19 protein-coding genes are annotated in these 20,866 nt (G+C 53.0%); 14 read left to right on the top strand and 5 right to left on the bottom strand.

What is annotated here, in order from left to right:
* Window positions 1-74 precede the first annotated feature (74 nt).
* The 8 genes from hinT to OGV74_RS13245 all read left to right on the top strand — a co-directional run bounded on the left by hinT (window position 75) and on the right by OGV74_RS13245 (window position 6,120).
* Complete coding sequence (gene hinT / locus OGV74_RS13280; RefSeq protein ID WP_003030826.1) at window positions 75-434, top strand: purine nucleoside phosphoramidase; 360 nt, start codon at window positions 75-77, stop codon at window positions 432-434.
* A 2-nt stretch (window positions 435-436) separates the two neighbouring features.
* The gene (locus tag OGV74_RS13275; RefSeq protein WP_003841845.1) at window positions 437-811 is read left to right on the top strand and encodes a YcfL family putative periplasmic lipoprotein; all 375 of its coding nucleotides are present in this window, start codon (window positions 437-439) and stop codon (window positions 809-811) included.
* 13 nt (window positions 812-824) lie between these two features.
* Window positions 825-1,466 (top strand): penicillin-binding protein activator LpoB, encoded by a 642-nt coding sequence (gene lpoB, locus OGV74_RS13270; protein ID WP_003030820.1) that lies wholly within the window; start codon window positions 825-827, stop codon window positions 1,464-1,466.
* A complete protein-coding gene (gene thiK, locus OGV74_RS13265; RefSeq protein ID WP_003841846.1) occupies window positions 1,447-2,271 on the top strand; it encodes a thiamine kinase in 825 nt (274 codons plus the stop codon). The genes lpoB and thiK overlap by 20 nt, the downstream gene beginning before the upstream one ends.
* Window positions 2,272-2,281: 10 nt before the next feature.
* Window positions 2,282-3,307, top strand: a complete 1,026-nt coding sequence (gene nagZ, locus OGV74_RS13260; RefSeq protein ID WP_003841848.1) for a beta-N-acetylhexosaminidase — start codon at window positions 2,282-2,284, stop codon at window positions 3,305-3,307.
* 21 nt (window positions 3,308-3,328) lie between these two features.
* Window positions 3,329-3,871 (top strand): alpha/beta hydrolase YcfP, encoded by a 543-nt coding sequence (gene ycfP / locus OGV74_RS13255; protein ID WP_003030817.1) that lies wholly within the window; start codon window positions 3,329-3,331, stop codon window positions 3,869-3,871.
* Between the two features lie 236 nt (window positions 3,872-4,107).
* On the top strand, window positions 4,108-5,412 hold the full coding sequence (gene ndh, locus OGV74_RS13250) for an NADH-quinone dehydrogenase (protein WP_003030815.1): 1,305 nt from the start codon (window positions 4,108-4,110) through the stop codon (window positions 5,410-5,412).
* 168 nt (window positions 5,413-5,580) lie between these two features.
* The gene (locus OGV74_RS13245; protein WP_032936150.1) at window positions 5,581-6,120 is read left to right on the top strand and encodes a glycine zipper 2TM domain-containing protein; all 540 of its coding nucleotides are present in this window, start codon (window positions 5,581-5,583) and stop codon (window positions 6,118-6,120) included.
* Between the two features lie 57 nt (window positions 6,121-6,177).
* Here OGV74_RS13245 and OGV74_RS13240 read toward each other — a convergent pair whose 3' ends face one another.
* Window positions 6,178-8,358, bottom strand: coding sequence for a TonB-dependent siderophore receptor (locus OGV74_RS13240; protein WP_286520927.1), 2,181 nt, complete (start codon window positions 8,356-8,358; stop codon window positions 6,178-6,180).
* Between the two features lie 255 nt (window positions 8,359-8,613).
* The gene (comR, locus tag OGV74_RS13235) at window positions 8,614-9,249 is read right to left on the bottom strand and encodes a TetR family copper-responsive transcriptional repressor ComR (protein ID WP_003030812.1); all 636 of its coding nucleotides are present in this window, start codon (window positions 9,247-9,249) and stop codon (window positions 8,614-8,616) included.
* Between the two features lie 243 nt (window positions 9,250-9,492).
* Between comR and bhsA the strand changes: the two genes are divergently transcribed.
* The gene (gene bhsA / locus OGV74_RS13230; RefSeq protein WP_003030810.1) at window positions 9,493-9,750 is read left to right on the top strand and encodes a multiple stress resistance protein BhsA; all 258 of its coding nucleotides are present in this window, start codon (window positions 9,493-9,495) and stop codon (window positions 9,748-9,750) included.
* A gap of 86 nt (window positions 9,751-9,836) precedes the next feature.
* Here bhsA and ldtC read toward each other — a convergent pair whose 3' ends face one another.
* The 3 genes from ldtC to OGV74_RS13215 all read right to left on the bottom strand — a co-directional run bounded on the left by ldtC (window position 9,837) and on the right by OGV74_RS13215 (window position 15,580).
* The gene (gene ldtC / locus OGV74_RS13225) at window positions 9,837-10,802 is read right to left on the bottom strand and encodes a L,D-transpeptidase LdtC (protein WP_016149995.1); all 966 of its coding nucleotides are present in this window, start codon (window positions 10,800-10,802) and stop codon (window positions 9,837-9,839) included.
* A gap of 149 nt (window positions 10,803-10,951) precedes the next feature.
* Window positions 10,952-14,398 (bottom strand): transcription-repair coupling factor, encoded by a 3,447-nt coding sequence (mfd, locus tag OGV74_RS13220; protein ID WP_086504272.1) that lies wholly within the window; start codon window positions 14,396-14,398, stop codon window positions 10,952-10,954.
* Window positions 14,399-14,515: 117 nt separating this feature from the next.
* Complete coding sequence (locus OGV74_RS13215) at window positions 14,516-15,580, bottom strand: acyltransferase family protein (RefSeq protein WP_003030807.1); 1,065 nt, start codon at window positions 15,578-15,580, stop codon at window positions 14,516-14,518.
* A gap of 261 nt (window positions 15,581-15,841) precedes the next feature.
* Between OGV74_RS13215 and lolC the strand changes: the two genes are divergently transcribed.
* The 5 genes from lolC to cobB all read left to right on the top strand — a co-directional run bounded on the left by lolC (window position 15,842) and on the right by cobB (window position 20,817).
* Complete coding sequence (lolC, locus tag OGV74_RS13210; protein WP_003030806.1) at window positions 15,842-17,041, top strand: lipoprotein-releasing ABC transporter permease subunit LolC; 1,200 nt, start codon at window positions 15,842-15,844, stop codon at window positions 17,039-17,041.
* The gene (lolD, locus tag OGV74_RS13205; RefSeq protein ID WP_003030805.1) at window positions 17,034-17,735 is read left to right on the top strand and encodes a lipoprotein-releasing ABC transporter ATP-binding protein LolD; all 702 of its coding nucleotides are present in this window, start codon (window positions 17,034-17,036) and stop codon (window positions 17,733-17,735) included. Before lolC ends, lolD begins: the two co-directional genes overlap by 8 nt.
* Entirely contained in the window at window positions 17,735-18,979 is a 1,245-nt protein-coding gene (gene lolE, locus OGV74_RS13200; RefSeq protein WP_048219081.1) for a lipoprotein-releasing ABC transporter permease subunit LolE, read from the top strand. The genes lolD and lolE overlap by 1 nt, the downstream gene beginning before the upstream one ends.
* 89 nt (window positions 18,980-19,068) lie before the next feature.
* Window positions 19,069-19,980: an N-acetylglucosamine kinase gene (nagK, locus tag OGV74_RS13195; RefSeq protein ID WP_003030802.1), complete on the top strand. Its 912-nt coding sequence runs from the start codon at window positions 19,069-19,071 to the stop codon at window positions 19,978-19,980.
* 15 nt (window positions 19,981-19,995) lie between these two features.
* Window positions 19,996-20,817, top strand: coding sequence for a Sir2 family NAD+-dependent deacetylase (gene cobB, locus OGV74_RS13190; RefSeq protein ID WP_003030799.1), 822 nt, complete (start codon window positions 19,996-19,998; stop codon window positions 20,815-20,817).
* The last annotated feature ends 49 nt before the right edge of the window (window positions 20,818-20,866 follow it).

The following is a 20,866-nucleotide window of genomic DNA, read 5'->3' as shown; positions in this document are numbered from 1 at the left end:
ATACTCTATACTCGCAGAGTTACCCGGCGTAGCATGGCAAAACGCTTGGGCTGTTAATGAAAAAGGAAAACGTCGTGGCAGAAGAAACTATATTCAGCAAAATTATCCGTCGTGAAATTCCGTCGGATATCGTATACCAGGATGAACTGGTCACTGCGTTTCGTGATATTTCCCCTCAGGCACCTACGCATATTCTGATCATTCCTAACATCCTGATCCCAACCGTCAACGATGTGACGGCTGAACATGAACAGGCATTGGGCCGCATGATCACCGTTGCAGCGAAAATTGCTGAGCAGGAAGGCATTGCTGCAGATGGGTACCGCTTAATCATGAACACCAACCGCCACGGGGGTCAGGAGGTGTATCACATTCATATGCATCTGCTGGGTGGCCGTGCGCTTGGCCCAATGCTCGCGCATAAAGGTCTGTAGGCATGATCAGAGGATGCATTGCACTTTCACTGGGCTTGCTGCTACTGGCGGGTTGTCGAACACACCCAGAAATTCCGGTAAGTGATGAACAGTCGCTGGTGATGGAGTCAACGATTCTGGCGGCAGGTATAACAGCAGAACAGCCCACGTTAACCACGTCTGATATTCAGGCCTCGGCATCCTCGCGACTCTATAACGAAAGACAAGAATCCGTCACCGTTCATTATCGGTTTTACTGGTATGACGCCAGAGGACTGGAAATGCATCCTCTGGAAGCGCCGCGCAGCGTGACTATTCCGGCGCATTCGTCGGTGACGCTGTACGGCAGCGCCAATTTTCTGGGGGCGCACAAGGTTAGACTTTATCTTTATTTGTAAGGGGTGAATCTTGATGATCAAAATGAATCGCTACGCACTGGTTGCCGCGCTGGCGATGTTTCTCTCTGGCTGTGTGGTGCAACGAGAGCCCGCACCGGTAGAGGAAGTCAAGCCAGTGCCGGAACAGCCTGTGCAGCCGCAACAGCCGGTGCCGGTAGTGCCAACGGTGCCAACCATACCGCAGCAGCCGGGTCCGATTGAGCACGAGGACCAAACGGCGCAGCCGACGCCACGTCAACGTCATTATGACTGGAACGGGGCTATGCAGCCGATGGTCGGAAAAATGCTGCAGGCTGACGGCGTAAAAGCGGGCGGCGTTCTGCTGGTTGATAGCGTGAATAACCGCACCAACGGCTCGTTAAACGCGGGTGAAGCCACCGAAACCTTACGTAATGCTCTGGCGAATAACGGTAAGTTTACTCTGGTTTCCGCTCAGCAACTGGCAGTCGCCAAGCAGCAGTTAGGTCTGTCGCCGAACGATAGCCTGGGAACGCGCAGTAAAGCGATTGGTATCGCCCGTAACGTTGGCGCGCAGTATGTGCTTTATTCCAGTGCATCCGGCAACGTCAATTCGCCTGCGCTGCAAATGCAATTAATGCTGGTACAAACTGGCGAGATAATCTGGTCAGGTAAAGGTGCCGTTCAGCAACAATAACAGACTCACGCGCGGCGAAGTGTTGTCGCGCTATTTCCCGCAGTATCATCCCGTCGCAGCCAGCCAAACTGGCCTGAGCGGCGGGAGCTGCATCATTGAGCATCATTCTCACCGGCTGGTACTGCGTTGTCATCACGACCCTGATGCGCCGGAATCGCATTTCTTACGCCAATATCATGCGTTAAAACACCTGCCAGAAAACCTTGCGCCACGTCCTCATTTTTATACGCGTGGGTGGATGGCCGTCGAGTTTTTTCACGGTAAGGTAGAATCCAGATTACCGGACGCCGACGAACTCGCAGGCTTACTGTATCATCTGCACCAGCAACCCCGATTGGGCTGGCGAATCAGCTTGCTGCCGCTACTTGAACAGTACTGGCAGTGTGGCGATCCGGCGCGTCGTACACCATGCTGGCTGCGCGCGCTGAAGCGGCTAAGGAAACGAGGTGAGCCTCGACCTTTGCGTCTGGGGCCGCTGCATATGGATGTTCACGGTGACAACATCGTACGCACAGCCTCAGGGCTGCGGCTGATTGACTGGGAATACGCCGGAGACGGTGATATTGCTCTGGAGCTGGCGGCGGTATGGGTCAGCGATGAATCCCAGCACCAACAGCTGGTTAGCACCTACGCTCAACGAGCGCACATTGAGCCAGACGTTTTGTGGCGACAAGTCAGACAATGGCAACCCTGGATAATGATGCTGAAGGCGGGGTGGTTTGAGTATCGCTGGCGGCAAACCGGTGATAGACAATTTATCAGGCTGGCCGATGAAACCTGGCGGCAGCTAACAATGAAAGGATAAGGAGAGCAGTGTGGGCCCAGTAATGTTGGATGTCGAAGGGTATGAGCTGGACGCAGAAGAGCGTGAGATTCTGGCGCATCCGCTGGTAGGTGGGTTGATCCTCTTTACCCGAAATTATCATGACCCGGAACAGCTGCGTGAATTAGTGCGACAAATCCGGACTGCGTCACGTAACCATCTGGTGGTGGCGGTAGATCAGGAAGGCGGACGTGTACAGCGTTTTCGAGAAGGCTTTACTCGCCTGCCTGCGGCTCAATCGTTTGCCGCGCTGCACGGTCTGGAAGAGGGCGGCAAACTGGCTCAGGACGCCGGATGGTTGATGGCCAGCGAAATGATCGCGATGGACATTGATATCAGCTTTGCACCGGTACTGGATGTGGGCCATATCAGCGCCGCAATCGGCGAGCGTTCTTACCACGCCGATCCGCTAAAAGCATTGGCGATGGCGACCCGCTTCATTGACGGTATGCATGCCGCAGGCATGAAAACGACCGGTAAACATTTCCCTGGTCATGGGGCCGTGACGGCGGATTCACACAAAGAAACCCCAACCGATCCTCGCTCAGAAGCCGAGATTCGTGCGAAAGATATGTCCGTGTTCCAGACGTTGATTACTGAGAACAAACTGGATGCCATTATGCCTGCGCATGTCATCTACAGTGATGTAGATCCGCGTCCGGCGAGTGGCTCACCTCACTGGCTGAAAACGGTGCTGCGCCAGGAGCTTGGCTTCGATGGTGTCATTTTCTCCGACGATTTGTCGATGGAAGGGGCGGCGATTATGGGAAGCTATGCCCAGCGTGGACAGGCATCGCTGGATGCAGGTTGCGATATGATCCTGGTCTGCAATAATCGTAAGGGAGCGGTCAGTGTGTTAGATAATCTGTCGCCGATCAATGCAGAACGTGTTACACGTTTGTATCATAAAGGTTCATTTTCACGTCAGGAACTGATGGATTCGGCACGCTGGAAGACGGTAAGCGCTCAGCTAAACCAGCTTCATGAGCGCTGGCAGGAAGAGAAAGCAGGTCATTAACGCAAGTTTGGCGAGGATGCGATGATTATCTATTTACACGGTTTTGACTCTAACAGCCCGGGCAACCATGAGAAGGTGTTGCAGCTGCAATTCATCGACCCGGATGTCAGGCTGATTAGCTATAGTACGCGGCATCCCAAACATGATATGCAGCATCTGCTAAAAGAAGTGGACAAAATGCTACAGCTGAATGTGGATGACCGTCCGCTGATTTGTGGTGTGGGGCTCGGGGGATATTGGGCTGAACGGATTGGTTTTCTGTGTGATATTCGTCAGGTAGTGTTTAATCCTAACTTGTTCCCGTATGAGAACATGGAAGGCAAAATTGACAGACCTGAGGAGTATGCAGACATCGCAACAAAATGCGTGACCAATTTCCGCGAAAAGAATCGCGATCGCTGTCTGGTTATCCTGTCGCGTCATGATGAAGCGCTCAATAGCCAGCGTTCGTCGGAAGAGCTGCATCACTTTTACGAGATAGTCTGGGACGAAGAGCAGACGCATAAGTTTAAGAATATCTCTCCGCATTTGCAGCGCATCAAAGCGTTCAAGACGTTAGGTTAATCCTTATTGAGTGCGTAAAAAACCAGCCATCGGGCTGGTTTTTTTGTTCTTAAAGTTCCGGTTGTCTATCTTTTCAGCATCAAAACTTGATACACATCAATTTTGGTATGACCAATGCACCGTTCGTGTTATTCTCACTCTCGAAGAACATTTTCATTACTGTAACTTGTTGTTAATTAAGAGCTATATCAATAACTTTTAATTAACAATTGGTTAATAAATTTGAGGGGGTCACGTTGACTACACCATTGAAAAGGATCGTGATTGTCGGCGGCGGTGCTGGCGGACTGGAAATGGCGACGCAGTTGGGTAAAAAACTCGGGCGTAAGAAAAAGGCCAAAATCACACTGGTAGACAGAAACCACAGTCATTTGTGGAAACCGTTACTGCATGAAGTGGCGACGGGTTCACTGGATGAAGGCGTGGATGCGCTGAGCTATCTGGCACATGCCCGTAACCATGGCTTCCAGTTTCAGTTAGGTTCGGTGATAGATATCGATCGTGAAGCGAAGACCATTACTCTCGCTGAGCTGCGCGATGAGAAGGGGGATCTGCTGGTTCCTGAGCGTAAAGTGCCGTATGACACGCTGGTGATGGCGTTGGGCAGTACCTCCAACGATTTCAACACTCCTGGCGTGAAAGAAAACTGCATTTTCCTCGATAACCCGCATCAGGCGCGTCGTTTCCACCAGGAGATGCTGAATCTGTTCCTGAAGTATTCCGCGAATCTGGGCGCTAACGGAAAAGTGAATATCGCCATTGTGGGCGGTGGTGCGACGGGGGTTGAGCTCTCCGCTGAGCTGCACAATGCGGTAAAACAGCTGCACAGCTATGGTTACAAAGGGCTGACCAACGATGCGCTGAACGTTACGCTGGTGGAAGCTGGCGAGCGCATTCTGCCTGCGTTGCCGCCGCGTATTTCCGGTGCTGCGCATAATGAGTTAACCAAACTGGGCGTACGCGTACTGACCCAGACGATGGTCACCAGCGCTGACGAAGGCGGACTGCACACCAAAGATGGCGAATACATTAAAGCCGACCTGATGGTGTGGGCGGCGGGTATCAAAGCGCCAGACTTTATGAAAGACATTGGCGGTCTGGAAACGAACCGTATTAACCAACTGGTGGTTGAGCCAACTCTGCAGAGCACGCGCGATCCTGACGTGTACGCGATTGGTGACTGCGCTTCCTGCGCGCGCCCGGAAGGGGGTTTTGTGCCTCCGCGCGCTCAGGCAGCACACCAGATGGCGACCTGTGCGATGAACAATATTCTGGCACAGATGAACGGCAAGCCACTGAAAGCGTATCAGTACAAAGATCACGGCTCTCTGGTCTCGCTCTCTAACTTTTCTACCGTGGGTAGCCTGATGGGCAACCTGACTCGTGGTTCGATGATGGTGGAAGGGCGTATTGCGCGCTTTGTATACATCTCACTGTACCGCATGCACCAGATTGCTTTGCACGGCTACTTCAAAACCGGCCTGATGATGCTGGTCGGCAGTATCAACCGGGTGATTCGCCCGCGTCTGAAACTGCATTAATATCGACTTGTGGCGCCGGATGATTTTACGCATCCGGCGCCTTCCTTCAGAGTTCTCCGAATCATCCTGCGTTCGTGCCTCATCCTGCTATTTTCATCCGTAATCTGATTGGCATTCCTTACCTTCTGTTGCAAAGTTGTTGCTAATAGCAAAAAAGGAGGAAGTCCCGTGAATAAATCAATGTTGGCGGGTATAGGGATTGGCGTAGCTGCTGCGCTGGGTGTTGCAGCAGTGGCCAGTCTGAATGTTTTCGAGCGTGGCCCACAGTATGCGCAAGTTGTCTCTGCAACACCGATTAAAGAGTCGGTAAAAACACCGCGTCAGGAGTGCCGGAACGTAACTGTCACGCACCGTAAGCCGGTACAAGATGAAAACCGTATTGCGGGTTCCGTATTGGGTGCGGTTGCGGGTGGCGTTATTGGCCATCAGTTTGGCGGCGGACGTGGTAAAGATATTGCTACCGTGGCCGGGGCTTTAGGCGGCGGCTATGCAGGTAATCAGATTCAGGGTTCGATGCAGGAAAACGATACTTACACCACCACGCAGCAGCGTTGTAAAACGGTGTATGACAAATCTGAAAAGATGCTGGGCTACGACGTGACGTACAAAATTGGCGATCAGCAGGGGAAAATCCGTATGGATAAGGACCCCGGCGCGCAAATTCCGTTGGATAACAACGGACAGTTGATACTGAATAACAAAGCGTAAAATAGCATTATCCTGAACATTAGCCCCCCATTCGCTCAGGCTGGGGGGCTTTTTTTATCAGAAGGTTAAGGCATAGTTCAGACCAAAGGTGCGGCCCCGGCCCTTGTACTCATACAGTGACGGACTGCCGTAGGTTGGGCTGTACAGCAGTGGCGCACGTTGTCCCCACAGCGTGGTGTACTCTTCATTCAGCAGGTTTTCCACGCTAAAGGTCAGCTTACCCAACGGGAGCTGATAGCTGCCGATAAAGTCCATGGTGTTATAGCCATCCAGCTTATTGCCGCTGGCGTCGGTCAGATCAAATGTTTGCTGGCTCTGTACGCGTAAGGTCCACGGTTCTGGTGCCCAGCCGACCCACGCGGTTGCTTTCGACGGTGAGGCCAGAGTCACATCCCATTTTTGCCATTTACCGTTCTGTTTCACTTCCGATTTAATGACATTGAAGTTGCCGCCCAGGCTCCAGTCCGTATCCGCAATGAAATAATCCACCGCGCCTTCAAGGCCATAAATGCGGCGATCGTCGGGTTGAACGTTAATGGTCATATCGCTGCGGTTGATAACGATCGATTTATCCGAAGTCGAGTAGTAAGCGGCCAGTTGCGTGCGCAGACTATCGCCGGTGTAGCGCCATCCCAGTTCGTACGAGTTAACTTTAATCCCTTCCAGACGTGAATCCGCCACGTTGACGCTGCGCTGGAGCTGGTAATGATCGCCAACCAGCGAATAGGTGCCGTTACCGTAATATTTCCCTGGATCCGGAAGCTCCACGCCCTGAGAGAAATTAAACCACGTTTGCTGACGGTCAGTCAGATGGGCGAGGATACCGGCGTTGAACAGGAAATTATCGTAATCGGTTTTGCCGCCCGGAATGGTATCGGCAGAGTTCGCAAGCCCGGTCGCGATTCCCTGCTGTTGAGCATAGCCAACGAAATCATCAACCCTGTTTTCGGTCCATTGATAGCGCACGCCGCCGCTGAGGGTAAAGATGTCGTTAATGTCATAGCTGTTTTGCAGGAAAGGCGCAAAGTTGGTGATGCTGTAACCGGGGTAACGCCCGGTGGTATAAGCGGTGCGGTTATCCATGCCGCCGGAGGGCAGGGACCAGGCCAGATCGAAGAATTTCTGATTGGAATCGAAGGTCTCGTGATCGGCATCGATACCCCACGTCAGCTCCCAGTTATCCATCAACTGGCTGTTGAGGGTAATTTTGGCGCCAAACTGGTCTGTGTCCTGCTGAGATGCGGAGAAACTGGTGACCTTACCTTTGCTGAGCGTCGGGAAAGGATAGAATTTCAGCGATTCGTCGCGGTAATAGATTTGGCTGACCAGGTTCTGGCCGAAAAAATCCGCATCTGAATATTGCAGGCTGATCAGATGACGTTCGGTTCCGGGAATACGATCGGAATTCAGTCCGCTGCTGGTATAAGCTTTACCGTTTCCGGTTACGGCGGACATGTTCTCGCCGAGATCCAGCCCGTAATCGTCATCTCCCTGGCTCTTATAATACTGTGTAACCAGTTGTAACTGACGGTCGTCGTCAAGTTCAATCGTCCCGGTGCCCATCACGTCCAGACGATCGGAGTGCTGTAGCCCGGTTTGGGTGTTATCCAGCAGCAGGGCATCGTGATTACCGTCATACCAGCCGCCAAATCGTTGATACGCGACGGACATACGCCCGGAAGCGCGATCTGTTCCTCCACTCACCGCCACGGCAACGCGTTCATCATGATCGTTACTGTTGTTGAAGCCGCTTTTGCTCCCCAGTTCGAGTTCTACTTCACGCTCCGGCTGGCCTTTTTTGGTGACGATGTTGATTAATCCGCCGGTACTGCCACCGCCATAAAGTGAGGTTGCGCCTGAAATGACTTCAATGTGCGCAATGTTAAACGGGTCAATGGAGTCAAGTTGACGGCTGTCGGTTCGTGAGGAGTTCAGACGGACACCGTCAATGAGCACGACAATGGCGCGACCACGCATGTTCATGCCGTAGTTTGTACGCCCCTGGCTACTGACATCGATTCCTGGGATTAACTGAGCAAGAACATCCTTGAACTCTTTCCCCCCCTGAACCTGTTGTTCAATCTCGCTTCCTTCAATAACCCAGGTCGTTTGCGCCATTTCTGCCACGGTGCGTTGGCTACGGTTGGCGCTGACGATAAGGTTCTCTTCCTCAGCCGCAATGGCCGGGAGGGTTAAAGACAACAGGAGAGGATTGAGCACCCAGAGACGCTTATTCATTTGTATTCCTTTTAAAAAGAGTCGATCTGTTTTTGTTATGGCGGTAGAGAAACCGATGGTTACATTGTGAAACAGGCATTAAAACAAATGCGAATATTGCTGATAACAATTGTCGTTATCAATACCCTTTACAAAAAATGATCGGATAACACGATGAAAACAATGAGAAATGTAGGGACAATGGAACGGGAATCTAACCGGGGGCTTTATCAGCTCCCGGGGGTGTTAGTACAGCGGGGGAATTGCGGGAAAGGGTTAAGCTTTGACGAGTTCGGGCCACAGTCGCAGGGTGGTACGTGCGATCTGCATCAGTTTTTCAAACGTTGCACCTTCACGGGCGCTGATCGACATACCTTGTAAAATACAGTTCAGGTATTCAGCCAGTTTTTGCACGTCACAGTAGGCGGGGATTTCACCTCGTTGCTGACGTTGATGAAGAAACTGAGTAAGCGTCTGTTCCTGCATTGCATGGCGGGATTTCACCGTGTGCGCAATATCACGGGAAGAGGCTGCCAGCGTCGCAGAAGTGTTAATCATGAAACATCCCGCCGGGGTGTCCTTGCTGGTAAAGCAGGTCGCTATGGCGGTGAAATAGTCTTCCAGTGCGGACTCAAGGCTTTTTTCTTCACAAAACAGTTGGGCTTCGTGTTTCGCCGCAAAGCGGGTGATGTAGCGGTCCAGTACGGCACGGAACAACCCTTCTTTATTGGTGAACTCCGCATACAGCGTGGGCGCTTTTGCGCCGGTAGCTTCTACGAGATCGGCGAGCGAGGTCGCTTCATATCCGTGCTGCCAGAAGAGTGTCATGGCCTTATCAAGCGCGGCTTCCCTGTCGAACACTTTTGGTCGGCCACGGCTTTTTTTTGCACAACCTGTCGTTTCAGTTGTCATGGCGCCGATGTACCTTTGTTGGGTTTATTGAACAACCATTATAAAAATATTCGACTGCACACTCCAGCGGATTCACGATAAAAATAAAATATAGCTATTGGTATGAAAAATAAGACCTTTATATTTTATATAACGATCATTATAAAAAAGTGTTGACGTGTGACCTGGATCACATCTATGATTTACCTATCGATCGTTAAGTTAATCTTTTCGACACCCATTCATCTGCTAAAGGTCACTATCATGAAAAACGTAAAAACCCTGTTTGTTGCTGCTGTTCTTAGCTCACTGTCATTTGCAAGCTTCGCCGCTGTTGAAGTTCAGTCCACACCTGCGGGTCAAGAGAAAGTCGGTACTATTTCTGCGAATGCGGGGACTAACTTAGGTTCACTGGAAGACCAACTGGCGCAGAAAGCCGATGAGATGGGGGCGAAGTCTTTCCGTATTACTTCCGTTACCGGCCCTAACACCCTTCATGGGACTGCTGTTATCTACAAATAAGATTTAACCCATCGCAATGCCACTGCGAGTTAAATAAAAAACCCCCGCGGAATAAAATCCAGCGGGGGTTTTTTTATGTGCGGAGTTTACATCGGCTGTTGAGCAACGTCGTGATGACGGGTCACATCGACCGGCATGCCTGAGCGAATCTCCATCGCATGATCCATGACGGCGGCATCTGTTTGCGCCGCATTTTTAAATGTCTGCATGGACGCGTTCAGCACGATTGGCAACAGTTGCGGGTCGTCATTGATTTTTTCGGACAGCGGCTGATGCACTTCTACTAACCGCACGCCGTTAGGCTCAACGGATGCTTTGATCGGCGTATTGATAATATTGACCTTAGTTCCGGGCGTTACCTGACGGAACAGGGTTTCGATATCACCGTCGCGCAGACGAATACAGCCGGAACTGACGCGCATGCCGATGCCAAAGTCAGCATTGGTGCCGTGCAGCAGATAAACGCCGCCGTATGCCGCTAAGCGAATTGCATGATGGCCCATCGGGTTATCCGGACCGGCAGGTACAACGGCAGGCAGGTCAATTCCGTTTGCTTTGTATCGCGCGCGGATATTTGCCGTCGGCGTCCAGGTGGGGTTGGCGCGTTTATCAGAAATGGTGGTTACCATCGTAGGCGTCAGCGTGTCACCACCTAACTGACCAATACCAATAGGATAAACGGTCACCGAATTGGTCCCCGGCTGGTAATAATAAAGACGCAGTTCGGCGAGGTTGATAACAATACCTTCGCGCGGGGCGTCAGGTAGCAGAGTTTGTAATGGAATAGTCAGCACGCTGCCCGGACGTGGTACGTAAGGGTCAACGCCGGGGTTGGCCTGCAGCAGCGCTAAAAAGCCGACATTATATTTTTTCGCAATCGCTTCCAGAGAACCGCCATTGTCTTCAACAACGTGAACGGTATTCTGGCCCACCAGACGGCTTCCCGGCGGTGGCAGCGGCCAGGTGTTTGCCTGAGCCGGAAGTGCTAACGCGAAGGTCGCTGCCAGCGTAAAAAACGCGAGCCAGCGAGAGAGTCGTTTATTGTTTAACATCACCATAAATCCATTGTTTTTACGTGGTTTTTATTATGTAAAAGTAAACGAGAATTATGGCGGTTTGCTGTGTCTGGAAGTGCAGGGAAGTGCAAAGAGTTTGTAAATTCATCAGGCCGGGTGAGTGGTGTGCTCACCCGGCCTGTTCACTATGCTACGGCGTTTTCTTCAAGCTGACGCATAAACTGGCGGACCCAGTCGATCCGCGTTTTACGCTCGCCCAGATCCTGCATAAATTTCAGTCGGGTTGGGCCGTCCAGACGGAAGTGTTGCGGTTGTTTTTGCAGTAAACCAATCAGCCAGACCGGGTTGACGTGGTTTTTCTCGGCAAATTCAATGGTACCGCCTTTGTCATGACCTTCGAGCTTTCTGATCCCCAGTTTCTGCGCCTGCTGGCGTAAACGGGCGATATCCAGCAACGTACGAGCCGGGTCGGGCAGCAGGCCAAAACGGTCTATCAGCTCGACCTTAATTTCTTCCAGCTCGTTTTCGCCTTTCGCACTGGCAATGCGCTTGTAGAACGATAGTCGGGTGTTTACATCCGGGATATAGTCATCCGGCAGCAGAGACGGCATACGCAGTTCAACTTCGGTTTGCTGGCTGGTGAGATCTTCCAGCGACGGTTCGCGTCCCTCTTTGAGCGCATCGACAGCATTTTCCAGCAGCTCCATATACAGCGAGAAGCCGATGCTTTCCATGGAACCACTCTGATCTTCACCCAGCAATTCCCCGGCGCCGCGAATTTCAAGGTCGTGGGTCGCCAGCGCAAATCCTGCACCCAAATCTTCCAGCGAGGCGATGGCTTCCAGACGCTTTTGCGCGTCGGTGGTCATTGCTTTTGGATGCGGCGTCAGCAGCCAGGCGTACGCCTGATGGTGTGAGCGTCCCACACGACCGCGTAGCTGGTGCAATTGCGCTAAACCAAAGTGATCGGCACGTTCGATGATAATGGTGTTGGCGGTCGGAATGTCGATCCCGGTTTCGATAATGGTGGTACACACCAGCACGTTAAAACGCTGATGGTGGAAATCGTTCATCACGCGTTCCAGCTCGCGCTCGCGCATTTGCCCGTGGCCGATACCAATACGCGCTTCCGGCACCAGTTCTGCTAATCTGTCAGCGGTTTTCTGGATATTTTCGACGTCGTTAAACAGATAATAAACTTGTCCCCCGCGCAGAACTTCACGCAGGATCGCCTCGCGTACCACCAGGCTGTCGTATTCGCGCACGAAGGTTTTGACCGCCAGACGACGAGCGGGCGGCGTGGCGATGATCGACAGATCGCGCATGCCGCTCATCGCCATATTGAGCGTACGCGGAATAGGCGTTGCCGTCAGGGTCAGAATATCGACATCCGCGCGCATCGCCTTGATGCGTTCTTTGTGGCGAACGCCGAAACGGTGCTCTTCATCGACAATCAGCAGACCCAGATCTTTTAACTTCACATCCGCTTGCAGCAGTTTGTGCGTGCCGATGAGAATATCAATTTTCCCCTCGGCAACCTGCTCCAGAATCTGCGCTTGCTCTTTGGCGCTACGGAAACGGGACAACATCTCAATGCGTACCGGCCAGTTGGCAAAACGATCGCGGAAGTTGTCGAAGTGCTGTTGTGCGAGCAGGGTAGTCGGAACCAGCACAGCAACCTGTTTGTGGTTCTCTACGGCAAGGAAAGCGGCACGCATCGCGACTTCGGTTTTACCAAAACCGACGTCGCCGCACACCAGGCGGTCCATGGCCAGCGGTTGACACATATCGCTGAGTACAGCGTTGATCGCCTGCGCCTGGTCAGGCGTGGTTTCAAACGGGAAGCTGTCGCAAAACAGCTGATACTGTTCACGGTCATGCTTAAAGGCAAAGCCTTCTTTCGCCGCGCGCTGGGCATAAATATCCAGCAGCTCTGCCGCGACATCGCGCACCTTCTCAGCGGCTTTCTGTCGGGCGCGTGACCAGGCATCGCCGCCCAGTTTATGCAGTGGCGCATTCTCTTCTGCACCGCCCGCATAGCGACTGATCAGATGCAGTGACGACACCGGCACGTACAGTTTGGCGTCGTTGGCATAGGTGAGCATCAGATATTCACCGGTGATACCGCCCGCTTCCAGCGTGGTCATCCCGGCATAGCGACCCACGCCGTGTTCCAGATGCACTACCGGCTGACCGGGATGCAGCTCTGCAAGGTTACGAATTAAGGTATCCGGGTTGATGGTGCGACGCGAATCCTGGCGGCGACGCGCCACGCGTTCCCCAAGCAAATCGCTTTCACAAATCAGTGCCAGATTGCGTTTGCTATCGATGAAGCCGTGCTCAGCTGCGCCAATCATCAGATAACGACCGTTATCTACGGCTTCATCGAGTCGCAATATCCGCTTCGGTGCCACTTTGATACGAGCGAGCAACTCGCCAAGCGCTTCACGTCGGCCTTCACTTTCGACCGAGAAAATCACTGGGCCGGTAAAGCCCTCAAGGAATTTACGTAACGCATCTAACGGTGATTTTTGCTGTGCCTGCACGGCGATGTCCGGCAGCTTCTGGAACCCGAGGTTGGTATTCGCAGCTTTGTTCGCCAGACTCTCGGTTTTCAGTTGAACGCGCGGCCAGCGTTTAAGTTCAGAAAACAGCTCATCAACCCGCAGCCACAGCGATTCCGGCGGCAGAAGCGGGCGCATCGGATCAACACCGCGATTTTCAAAGCGTGACAGGGTATCGGCCTGGAAGCGTTCTGCGCTGGTCTCGATATCACCGGTATTGACCAATAACGTATTGGCGGGGAAGTAGCTGAACAGCGGCGGCAGCGGCTCGCTGAAAAACAGCGGTTGCCAGTATTCAATACCCGCAGGTAACGTGCCTTTGCTGACCTGCTGATAAATATGTTCGGCGTCGCGTTTAACCTCAAAGGTATCGCGCCACTGACTACGGAATAGCTCGATGGCCGTTTTGTCAGTCGGGAATTCGTGCGCGGGAAGCAAATTAATGGCATCGACTTCTTCCAGCGTGCGCTGGGTGTCGGTATCAAACAGACGCAGGCTGTCGATTTCGTCATCAAAGAAATCCAGACGATAAGGCAGCTCGCTGCCCATCGGGAACAGATCCAACAACGCGCCGCGCGTGGCGTATTCGCCGTGTTCCATGACCTGATCAACATGGCGATAGCCAGCGCTATCCAGCTGTTCGCGCAGGGCGTCGCGCGAAAGCCGCTGACCTTTTTTCATGACCAGCGCATGCCCGTGCAGATAGCTGTGCGGACAGACACGCTGCATCAGGGTATTTACCGGAACGATCAGTACGCCTCGCTGCATGGCAGGCAGTTGATACAGCGTAGAGAGACGCGAAGAGATAATCTCCTGATGGGGAGAAAAGCTGTCATAGGGCAGCGTTTCCCAGTCGGCCAGGTTCATCACCATCTGGTCGGTAAACTGACGAATTTCATCATGCAGGCGCAAAGCATTTTGCATGTCCGGCGCGATCAGCACCACTGGACCGGCGTGATGTTCGGCGATTTCGGCGACCAGCGTTGCGCAGGCGGCACCGGTAAGCTCACCCAACTGGCGCAGATCGCCAGCTTTCGCTGGGAGCGTGTAACGATGTTGTTCAGGCATTCGGTTGTCAGGTTCTCGTTTAGATATACATCTGATAAGCAATGTTCTTTATTATCCGTGATCGTTTCTCATAAGCAAATTGATTCGCCCCCTGATGGGGGCAAAAGCGCGTTGGGGTTAGCGCGAAACGACCGATAAAGAAGGCGGGGAAAATAGCAGGTCGGCCACTGTTTTTTGTGAAATTTTACGCACCAACAGGCCAAACGAGGTGCACAGCAGCAGGCAAGCGAATGGATACACCAGTAGCAGGGCCAGCTCTGCATATGCAGGCCAGGCGGCATGATTAATGTTGGGGATTAGCGTTAAGCTGAATAGCTCAACCAGAATTCGGTGGGTGGTGTAGATGGCGATGGTATTGGCACCAATCACGCTTAACGGGCCGGACTCACGCATACCAAAGCGCAGCTCAAATTGATAAAACAGCTTCATGATCAGCACAATGGAAAGAAGAGAAAGTAATAGTGAGACATTTGCCAGCCACGCGACGATGGCGGCGATTGCGCTAACCAGAACAATGAGCGCATGGCGGCGCAGGGGCACCTCCTTAATCCATACCATCAGCGTTGCGCCAAACCATGCACCGAGGCTGTACCAGGGCAGATTGCGAATCACGCTGTTCATTCCCCACCACGGCGTCGGGACAAAGTTGATCGCCACGCTCAGCGCCACAAATAACGCCAACAGCGGCACCGCCCAACGGCTGAAAATTTTACACAGAACAAAATAGACAATCAGCGCGTACAGATACCACAAGCTGGTACTGGCGGTCAGCATCCCGTGGGTAAAACCTGCGATCGAACCAGCATAAGCGGCGTTGGCAGCATGGCTCAGATCGCGCTGTGGGGCCAGCCAGTTATTGAGCGTCACTAACGCCAGCCATTGCACCACACCCCAGAGTATCAGCACCCAGGCAATACTCCAGATCCGTTTATCCACGCAGGTGGTCCACGGGACGCTATCAATGTAGCGACGGATCAGATATCCCGAAATAAAGAAAAATACCGGCATGCGAAACGGCGCCAGGTACAAATTGAGGTAAATCCAGCATTTGCTCAGCAGCTCTGAAAGCGGATGCTGAAAAGTAGTGAGGTGCGGGTAAAATGTGATTACCGAGTGGTAAATCACCACCAGGCAAATACATAACCCTTTGATTTGATTAATCCATAGTTCTTTTTTATTCATAGAGACGGCGTATCCATATTGTTGGTTATAGCCTGCCATCCTGCGCAACCCGCTGTGCGCTGTAATGCGTAACTGTCTGCATTTTGATTTTTTAAGATAAAGATCAGGGACCAGGATGGAAGGGAAGAGGGACAGCTTTAGCGAATTGATTTATTTATACTTTTAGGAATAGTGCTGACGAACACTTACGGTTCAGTCATTTACCCATTCCGCTTTCGCTTATATACTCGTGACTTTGCTAACAGCAACCAGACGGATTTCATGTACCAACCTGTCGCTCTATTCATCGGCCTGCGTTATATGCGTGGGCGTGCAGCAGATCGCTTCGGTCGCTTCGTTTCCTGGCTCTCCACCATTGGCATTACCCTCGGGGTAATGGCGCTGGTCACGGTTTTGTCGGTGATGAACGGTTTTGAGCGCGAGCTGCAAAACAATATTCTTGGCCTGATGCCTCAGGCCGTTCTCTCGTCTGAACAGGGTTCCCTCAACCCGCAACAACTGCCGGAAAAAGCGGTGGTGTTGAACGGCGTCAACCGAGTTGCACCCATAACTACGGGAGATGTGGTGCTGCAAAGCGCGCGTAGCGTGGCGGTCGGCGTGATGCTCGGTATCGATCCGGCGCAAAAAGATCCGTTAACGCCGTATCTGGTCAATGTGAAGCAAACAGATCTGCAACCGGGTAAGTATAATGTCATCCTCGGCGAGCAGCTTGCCGGGCAGTTGGGCGTGAACCGTGGCGATCAAATTCGCGTGATGGTGCCTTCGGCCAGCCAGTTTACGCCAATGGGGCGTTTGCCGAGCCAGCGTCTGTTTACGGTGATTGGCACCTTCGCCGCCAACAGCGAAGTAGACGGCTACCAGATGCTGACCAACATTCAGGATGCTTCCCGCCTGATGCGCTATCCGGTGGGCAATATTACCGGCTGGCGTCTGTGGCTGAACGAACCGTTAAAAGTTGATACGCTGAGCCAGCAAACGCTGCCGCAGGGCACCAAATGGCAGGACTGGCGCGAGCGCAAAGGGGAACTGTTCCAGGCCGTGCGCATGGAGAAGAACATGATGGGGCTACTGCTTAGCCTGATCGTGGCTGTGGCGGCTTTTAATATTATTACCTCGCTGGGTCTGATGGTAATGGAGAAGCAAGGGGAAGTGGCGATTCTACAAACGCAGGGGCTAACGCCGCGGCAGATAATGATGGTGTTTATGGTTCAGGGGGCCAGTGCCGGGATTATCGGCGCGCTGCTTGGCGCGGTGCTGGGCGCATTGCTCGCCAGTCAACTGAACAATTTAATGCCAATTATTGGTGTGCTGCTGGATGGCGCGGCGCTGCCGGTTGCTATCGAGCCGCTGCAGGTTATCGTCATTGCGCTGGTGGCGATGGCCATCGCGCTGCTGTCTACGCTTTATCCTTCCTGGCGCGCTGCCGCCACTCAACCCGCTGAGGCTTTACGTTATGAATAAGATCCTGTTGCAATGCGACAACCTGTGCAAACGCTATCAGGAAGGCACTGTGCAGACCGATGTCCTGCACGATGTCAGTTTTAGCGTCGGCGAAGGTGAGATGATGGCGATTGTCGGCAGCTCTGGCTCCGGCAAGAGTACGCTGCTGCATCTGCTGGGCGGATTGGATACGCCGACTTCCGGCGACGTGATTTTTAGCGGTCAGCCAATGAGCAAGCTCTCGTCGGCGGCGAAAGCGGAACTGCGCAATCAGAAGCTGGGCTTTATTTACCAGTTCCACCATTTACTGCCGGACTTTACCGCGCTGGAAAACGTAGCGATGCCGCTGCTGATCGGCAAGAAAAAACCGGCTGAAATAACCGAGCGCGCACGGGATATGCTGAAAGCCGTAGGACTGGATCATCGTGCCAGTCATCGCCCGTCTGAACTGTCTGGCGGCGAACGCCAGCGTGTGGCCATCGCTCGTGCGCTGGTGAATAACCCGCGTCTGGTCCTGGCGGATGAGCCAACGGGTAACCTGGATGCGCGTAACGCGGATAGCATTTTCGAGCTTCTGGGCGAGCTGAACCGCTCTCAGGGCACGGCATTTCTGGTGGTGACGCACGATCTGCAACTGGCGAAGCGGATGAGCCGCCAGCTTGAAATGCGCGATGGTCGCCTGACGGCTGAACTGAGCCTGATGGGAGCTGAGTAATGGCTTCGCCTTTATCGTTATTGATTGGTCTGCGCTTTAGCCGTGGTCGGCGGCGCGGCGGTATGGTTTCGCTGATATCTGTGATTTCCACCGTTGGCATCGCGTTGGGTGTGGCGGTGTTGATCGTTGGTTTAAGTGCCATGAACGGATTTGAGCGTGAGCTGAACAACCGTATTCTGGCCGTAGTCCCACACGGAGAGATTGAAGCCGTAAATCAGCCGTGGAATAACTGGCAGGAAGCGCTCGACAAAGTACAAAAAGTGCCGGGTATTGTCGCCGCGGCGCCTTATATCAACTTTACCGGACTGGTAGAGAGTGGGGCGAATTTACGCGCGGTGCAGGTGAAGGGCGTTGACCCGAAACAGGAACAGCGTTTAAGCGCACTGCCATCCTTCGTGCAAAACCATGCCTGGGATAATTTTAAAGCCGGTGAACAACAAATCATCATTGGTAAGGGTATTGCCGATGCGCTGAAGGTGAAACAGGGCGACTGGGTGTCGATTATGATCCCTAACGCCAGCGCGGATCATAAGTTACAGCAGCCCAAACGCGTGCGTTTACACGTTACTGGGATCCTGCAACTGAGCGGCCAACTCGATCACAGCTTTGCCATGATCCCAATGGAAGATGCGCAGCAATATCTGGATATGGGAACCAGCGTTTCCGGGATTGCGCTGAAAGTTAACGACGTGTTTAACGCCAATAAGCTGGTGCGGGACGCGGGCGAAGTGACCAATAACTATGTTTATATTAAGAGCTGGATCGGTACTTACGGCTATATGTATCGCGATATCCAGATGATTCGCGCCATTATGTATCTGGCGATGGTGCTGGTGATTGGTGTGGCCTGCTTTAATATCGTTTCCACGTTAGTGATGGCGGTAAAAGACAAAAGCGGCGATATTGCGGTATTAAGAACCCTCGGGGCGAAAGATGGGTTGATCCGTGCCATTTTTGTCTGGTACGGCCTGCTGGCGGGTCTGTTTGGTAGCCTGATAGGCGTCGTCATCGGGGTGGTTGTCTCGTTGCAACTGACGCCGATCATCAACGGAATCGAGGCGCTTATCGGTCATCAGTTCCTGTCCGGCGATATCTATTTCATTGACTTCCTGCCATCGGAATTACACTGGCTGGATGTGATTTACGTGCTGGCGACAGCACTCGTGCTGAGTCTTTTGGCAAGTTGGTATCCGGCGCGTCGCGCCAGCAATATTGATCCTGCGAGAGTACTTAGCGGCCAATAACAACAATAATACACGACAGCATTCATGCTGCATCAAGGCGTAGCCAACGCAGAGGCATCTTGAAGGATGACGTGTATCAAGGAGCGGTGATGTATTACGGATTTGACATCGGCGGGACCAAAATTGCGCTGGGCGTGTTTGATAAGCAACGTCGTCTGCAATGGGAAACTCGCGTCCCTACACCTCGCGACAGCTACGACGCTTTCCTTGATGCGGTCTGCAATCTGGTGACGGAAGCTGACCAGCGTTTTGGTATCAAAGGTTCGGTCGGTATCGGGATTCCTGGCATGCCGGAAACGGAAGACGGCACGTTGTACGCGGCCAACGTTCCTGCCGCCAGTGGCAAACCGCTCCGCGCCGATCTTAGCGCTCGCCTTGACCGCGATGTGCGTCTGGATAACGATGCGAACTGTTTTGCTCTCTCCGAAGCCTGGGATGACGAGTTTACCCAATATCCGCTGGTGATGGGGTTGATCCTCGGTACGGGCGTTGGCGGCGGCCTGGTGCTTAACGGGAAATCCATCACCGGACGCAGCTATATCACCGGCGAGTTTGGTCATATTCGTTTGCCGGTCGATGCGCTGACGCTGATGGGCTTTGATTTCCCGCTGCGTCGCTGCGGATGCGGCCAACTGGGATGCATCGAAAGCTATCTTTCCGGCGGTGGATTTGCGTGGTTGTATCAGCATTACTACCATCAACCGCTGGATGCCCGTGAAATTATCGCGTTGTGGGAGCAAGGCGATGAACATGCGCGTGCACACGTTGAACGCTATCTGGATTTGCTGGCGGTGTGTCTTGGGAATATCCTGACTATCGTCGATCCTGATTTGGTGGTGATTGGCGGAGGCTTATCGAATTTTACCGCTATTACGACGCAACTGACGGACCGACTGCCTCGTCATCTGTTGCCGGTTGCCCGGGTACCGCGTATTGAGCAGGCACGGCACGGTGATGCCGGCGGGATGCGCGGGGCTGCTTTCCTACATCTTACCGATTAATACAAAGAGGTTGTTATGCTGTCGCGTCGGGGTCATCGGTTAAGCCGCTTTCGTAAAAATAAACGCCATTTGCGCGATCGCCTGCGTCAACGAATCTTTTTCAGAGACAGAGTGGTGCCTGAATTGATGGAAAAACCAAGAGTGCTGGTACTGACGGGAGCGGGAATCTCCGCTGAGTCAGGAATTCGAACCTTCCGCGCGGCGGATGGTCTCTGGGAAGAACATCGGGTTGAGGACGTTGCGACTCCGGAAGGATTTAGTCGAAACCCGGAACTGGTTCAGTCGTTTTATAACGCCCGTCGCCATCAATTGCAACAGCCAGAAATCCAGCCCAACGCGGCGCATATCGCACTGGCAAAACTCGAAGCCGAACTGGGAGACCGTTTTTTACTGGTGACGCAGAACATTGATAACCTGCATGAGCGTGCGGGCAGCCAGAACGTTATCCATATGCACGGCGAACTGCTCAAGGTTCGCTGCTCGCAAAGCGGGCAGATTCTGGAATGGAAGGACGATGTGACTCCGGAAGATAAATGTCACTGCTGTCAATTTCCGGCACCGCTGCGACCACACGTGGTGTGGTTTGGTGAAATGCCGCTGGGCATGGATGAAATTTACATGGCGCTGGCAATGGCGGATGTATTTATTGCGATTGGCACATCGGGACATGTTTATCCGGCTGCGGGTTTTGTGCATGAGGCGCGGCTGCATGGGGCACATACGGTAGAACTAAATCTCGAACCGAGCCAGGTTGGCAGCGAGTTTGAAGAGAAGTATTACGGTCCGGCAAGCCAGGTGGTGCCAGAGTTTGTTGAGAAGTTATTGAAAGGTCTGTGAGCACGGATGGCGTAGGCCCGATAAGCGTAGCGCCATCGGGCAGTGATGA

It is taken from the genome of Citrobacter sp. Cf116 (assembly GCF_030336505.1).
Taxonomy (GTDB): Bacteria; Pseudomonadota; Gammaproteobacteria; order Enterobacterales; family Enterobacteriaceae; genus Citrobacter; species Citrobacter freundii.
The sequence above is the reverse complement of the archived record's forward strand: the minus strand, read 5'-3'. Positions and strand labels throughout refer to the sequence as shown.

Coding starts and splice junctions, on each gene's coding strand:
- ldtC (WP_016149995.1), bottom strand. CDS start 10,802: ATGTTAAACAATAAACGACTCTCTCGCTGGCTCGCGTTTTTTACGCTG.
- OGV74_RS13215 (WP_003030807.1), bottom strand. CDS start 15,580: ATGAATAAAAAAGAACTATGGATTAATCAAATCAAAGGGTTATGTATT.
- lolC (WP_003030806.1), top strand. CDS start 15,842: ATGTACCAACCTGTCGCTCTATTCATCGGCCTGCGTTATATGCGTGGG.
- cobB (WP_003030799.1), top strand. CDS start 19,996: ATGCTGTCGCGTCGGGGTCATCGGTTAAGCCGCTTTCGTAAAAATAAA.
- comR (WP_003030812.1), bottom strand. CDS start 9,249: ATGACAACTGAAACGACAGGTTGTGCAAAAAAAAGCCGTGGCCGACCA.
- lolE (WP_048219081.1), top strand. CDS start 17,735: ATGGCTTCGCCTTTATCGTTATTGATTGGTCTGCGCTTTAGCCGTGGT.
- nagK (WP_003030802.1), top strand. CDS start 19,069: ATGTATTACGGATTTGACATCGGCGGGACCAAAATTGCGCTGGGCGTG.
- lolD (WP_003030805.1), top strand. CDS start 17,034: ATGAATAAGATCCTGTTGCAATGCGACAACCTGTGCAAACGCTATCAG.
- lpoB (WP_003030820.1), top strand. CDS start 825: ATGATCAAAATGAATCGCTACGCACTGGTTGCCGCGCTGGCGATGTTT.
- ycfP (WP_003030817.1), top strand. CDS start 3,329: ATGATTATCTATTTACACGGTTTTGACTCTAACAGCCCGGGCAACCAT.
- OGV74_RS13275 (WP_003841845.1), top strand. CDS start 437: ATGATCAGAGGATGCATTGCACTTTCACTGGGCTTGCTGCTACTGGCG.
- OGV74_RS13240 (WP_286520927.1), bottom strand. CDS start 8,358: ATGAATAAGCGTCTCTGGGTGCTCAATCCTCTCCTGTTGTCTTTAACC.
- mfd (WP_086504272.1), bottom strand. CDS start 14,398: ATGCCTGAACAACATCGTTACACGCTCCCAGCGAAAGCTGGCGATCTG.
- bhsA (WP_003030810.1), top strand. CDS start 9,493: ATGAAAAACGTAAAAACCCTGTTTGTTGCTGCTGTTCTTAGCTCACTG.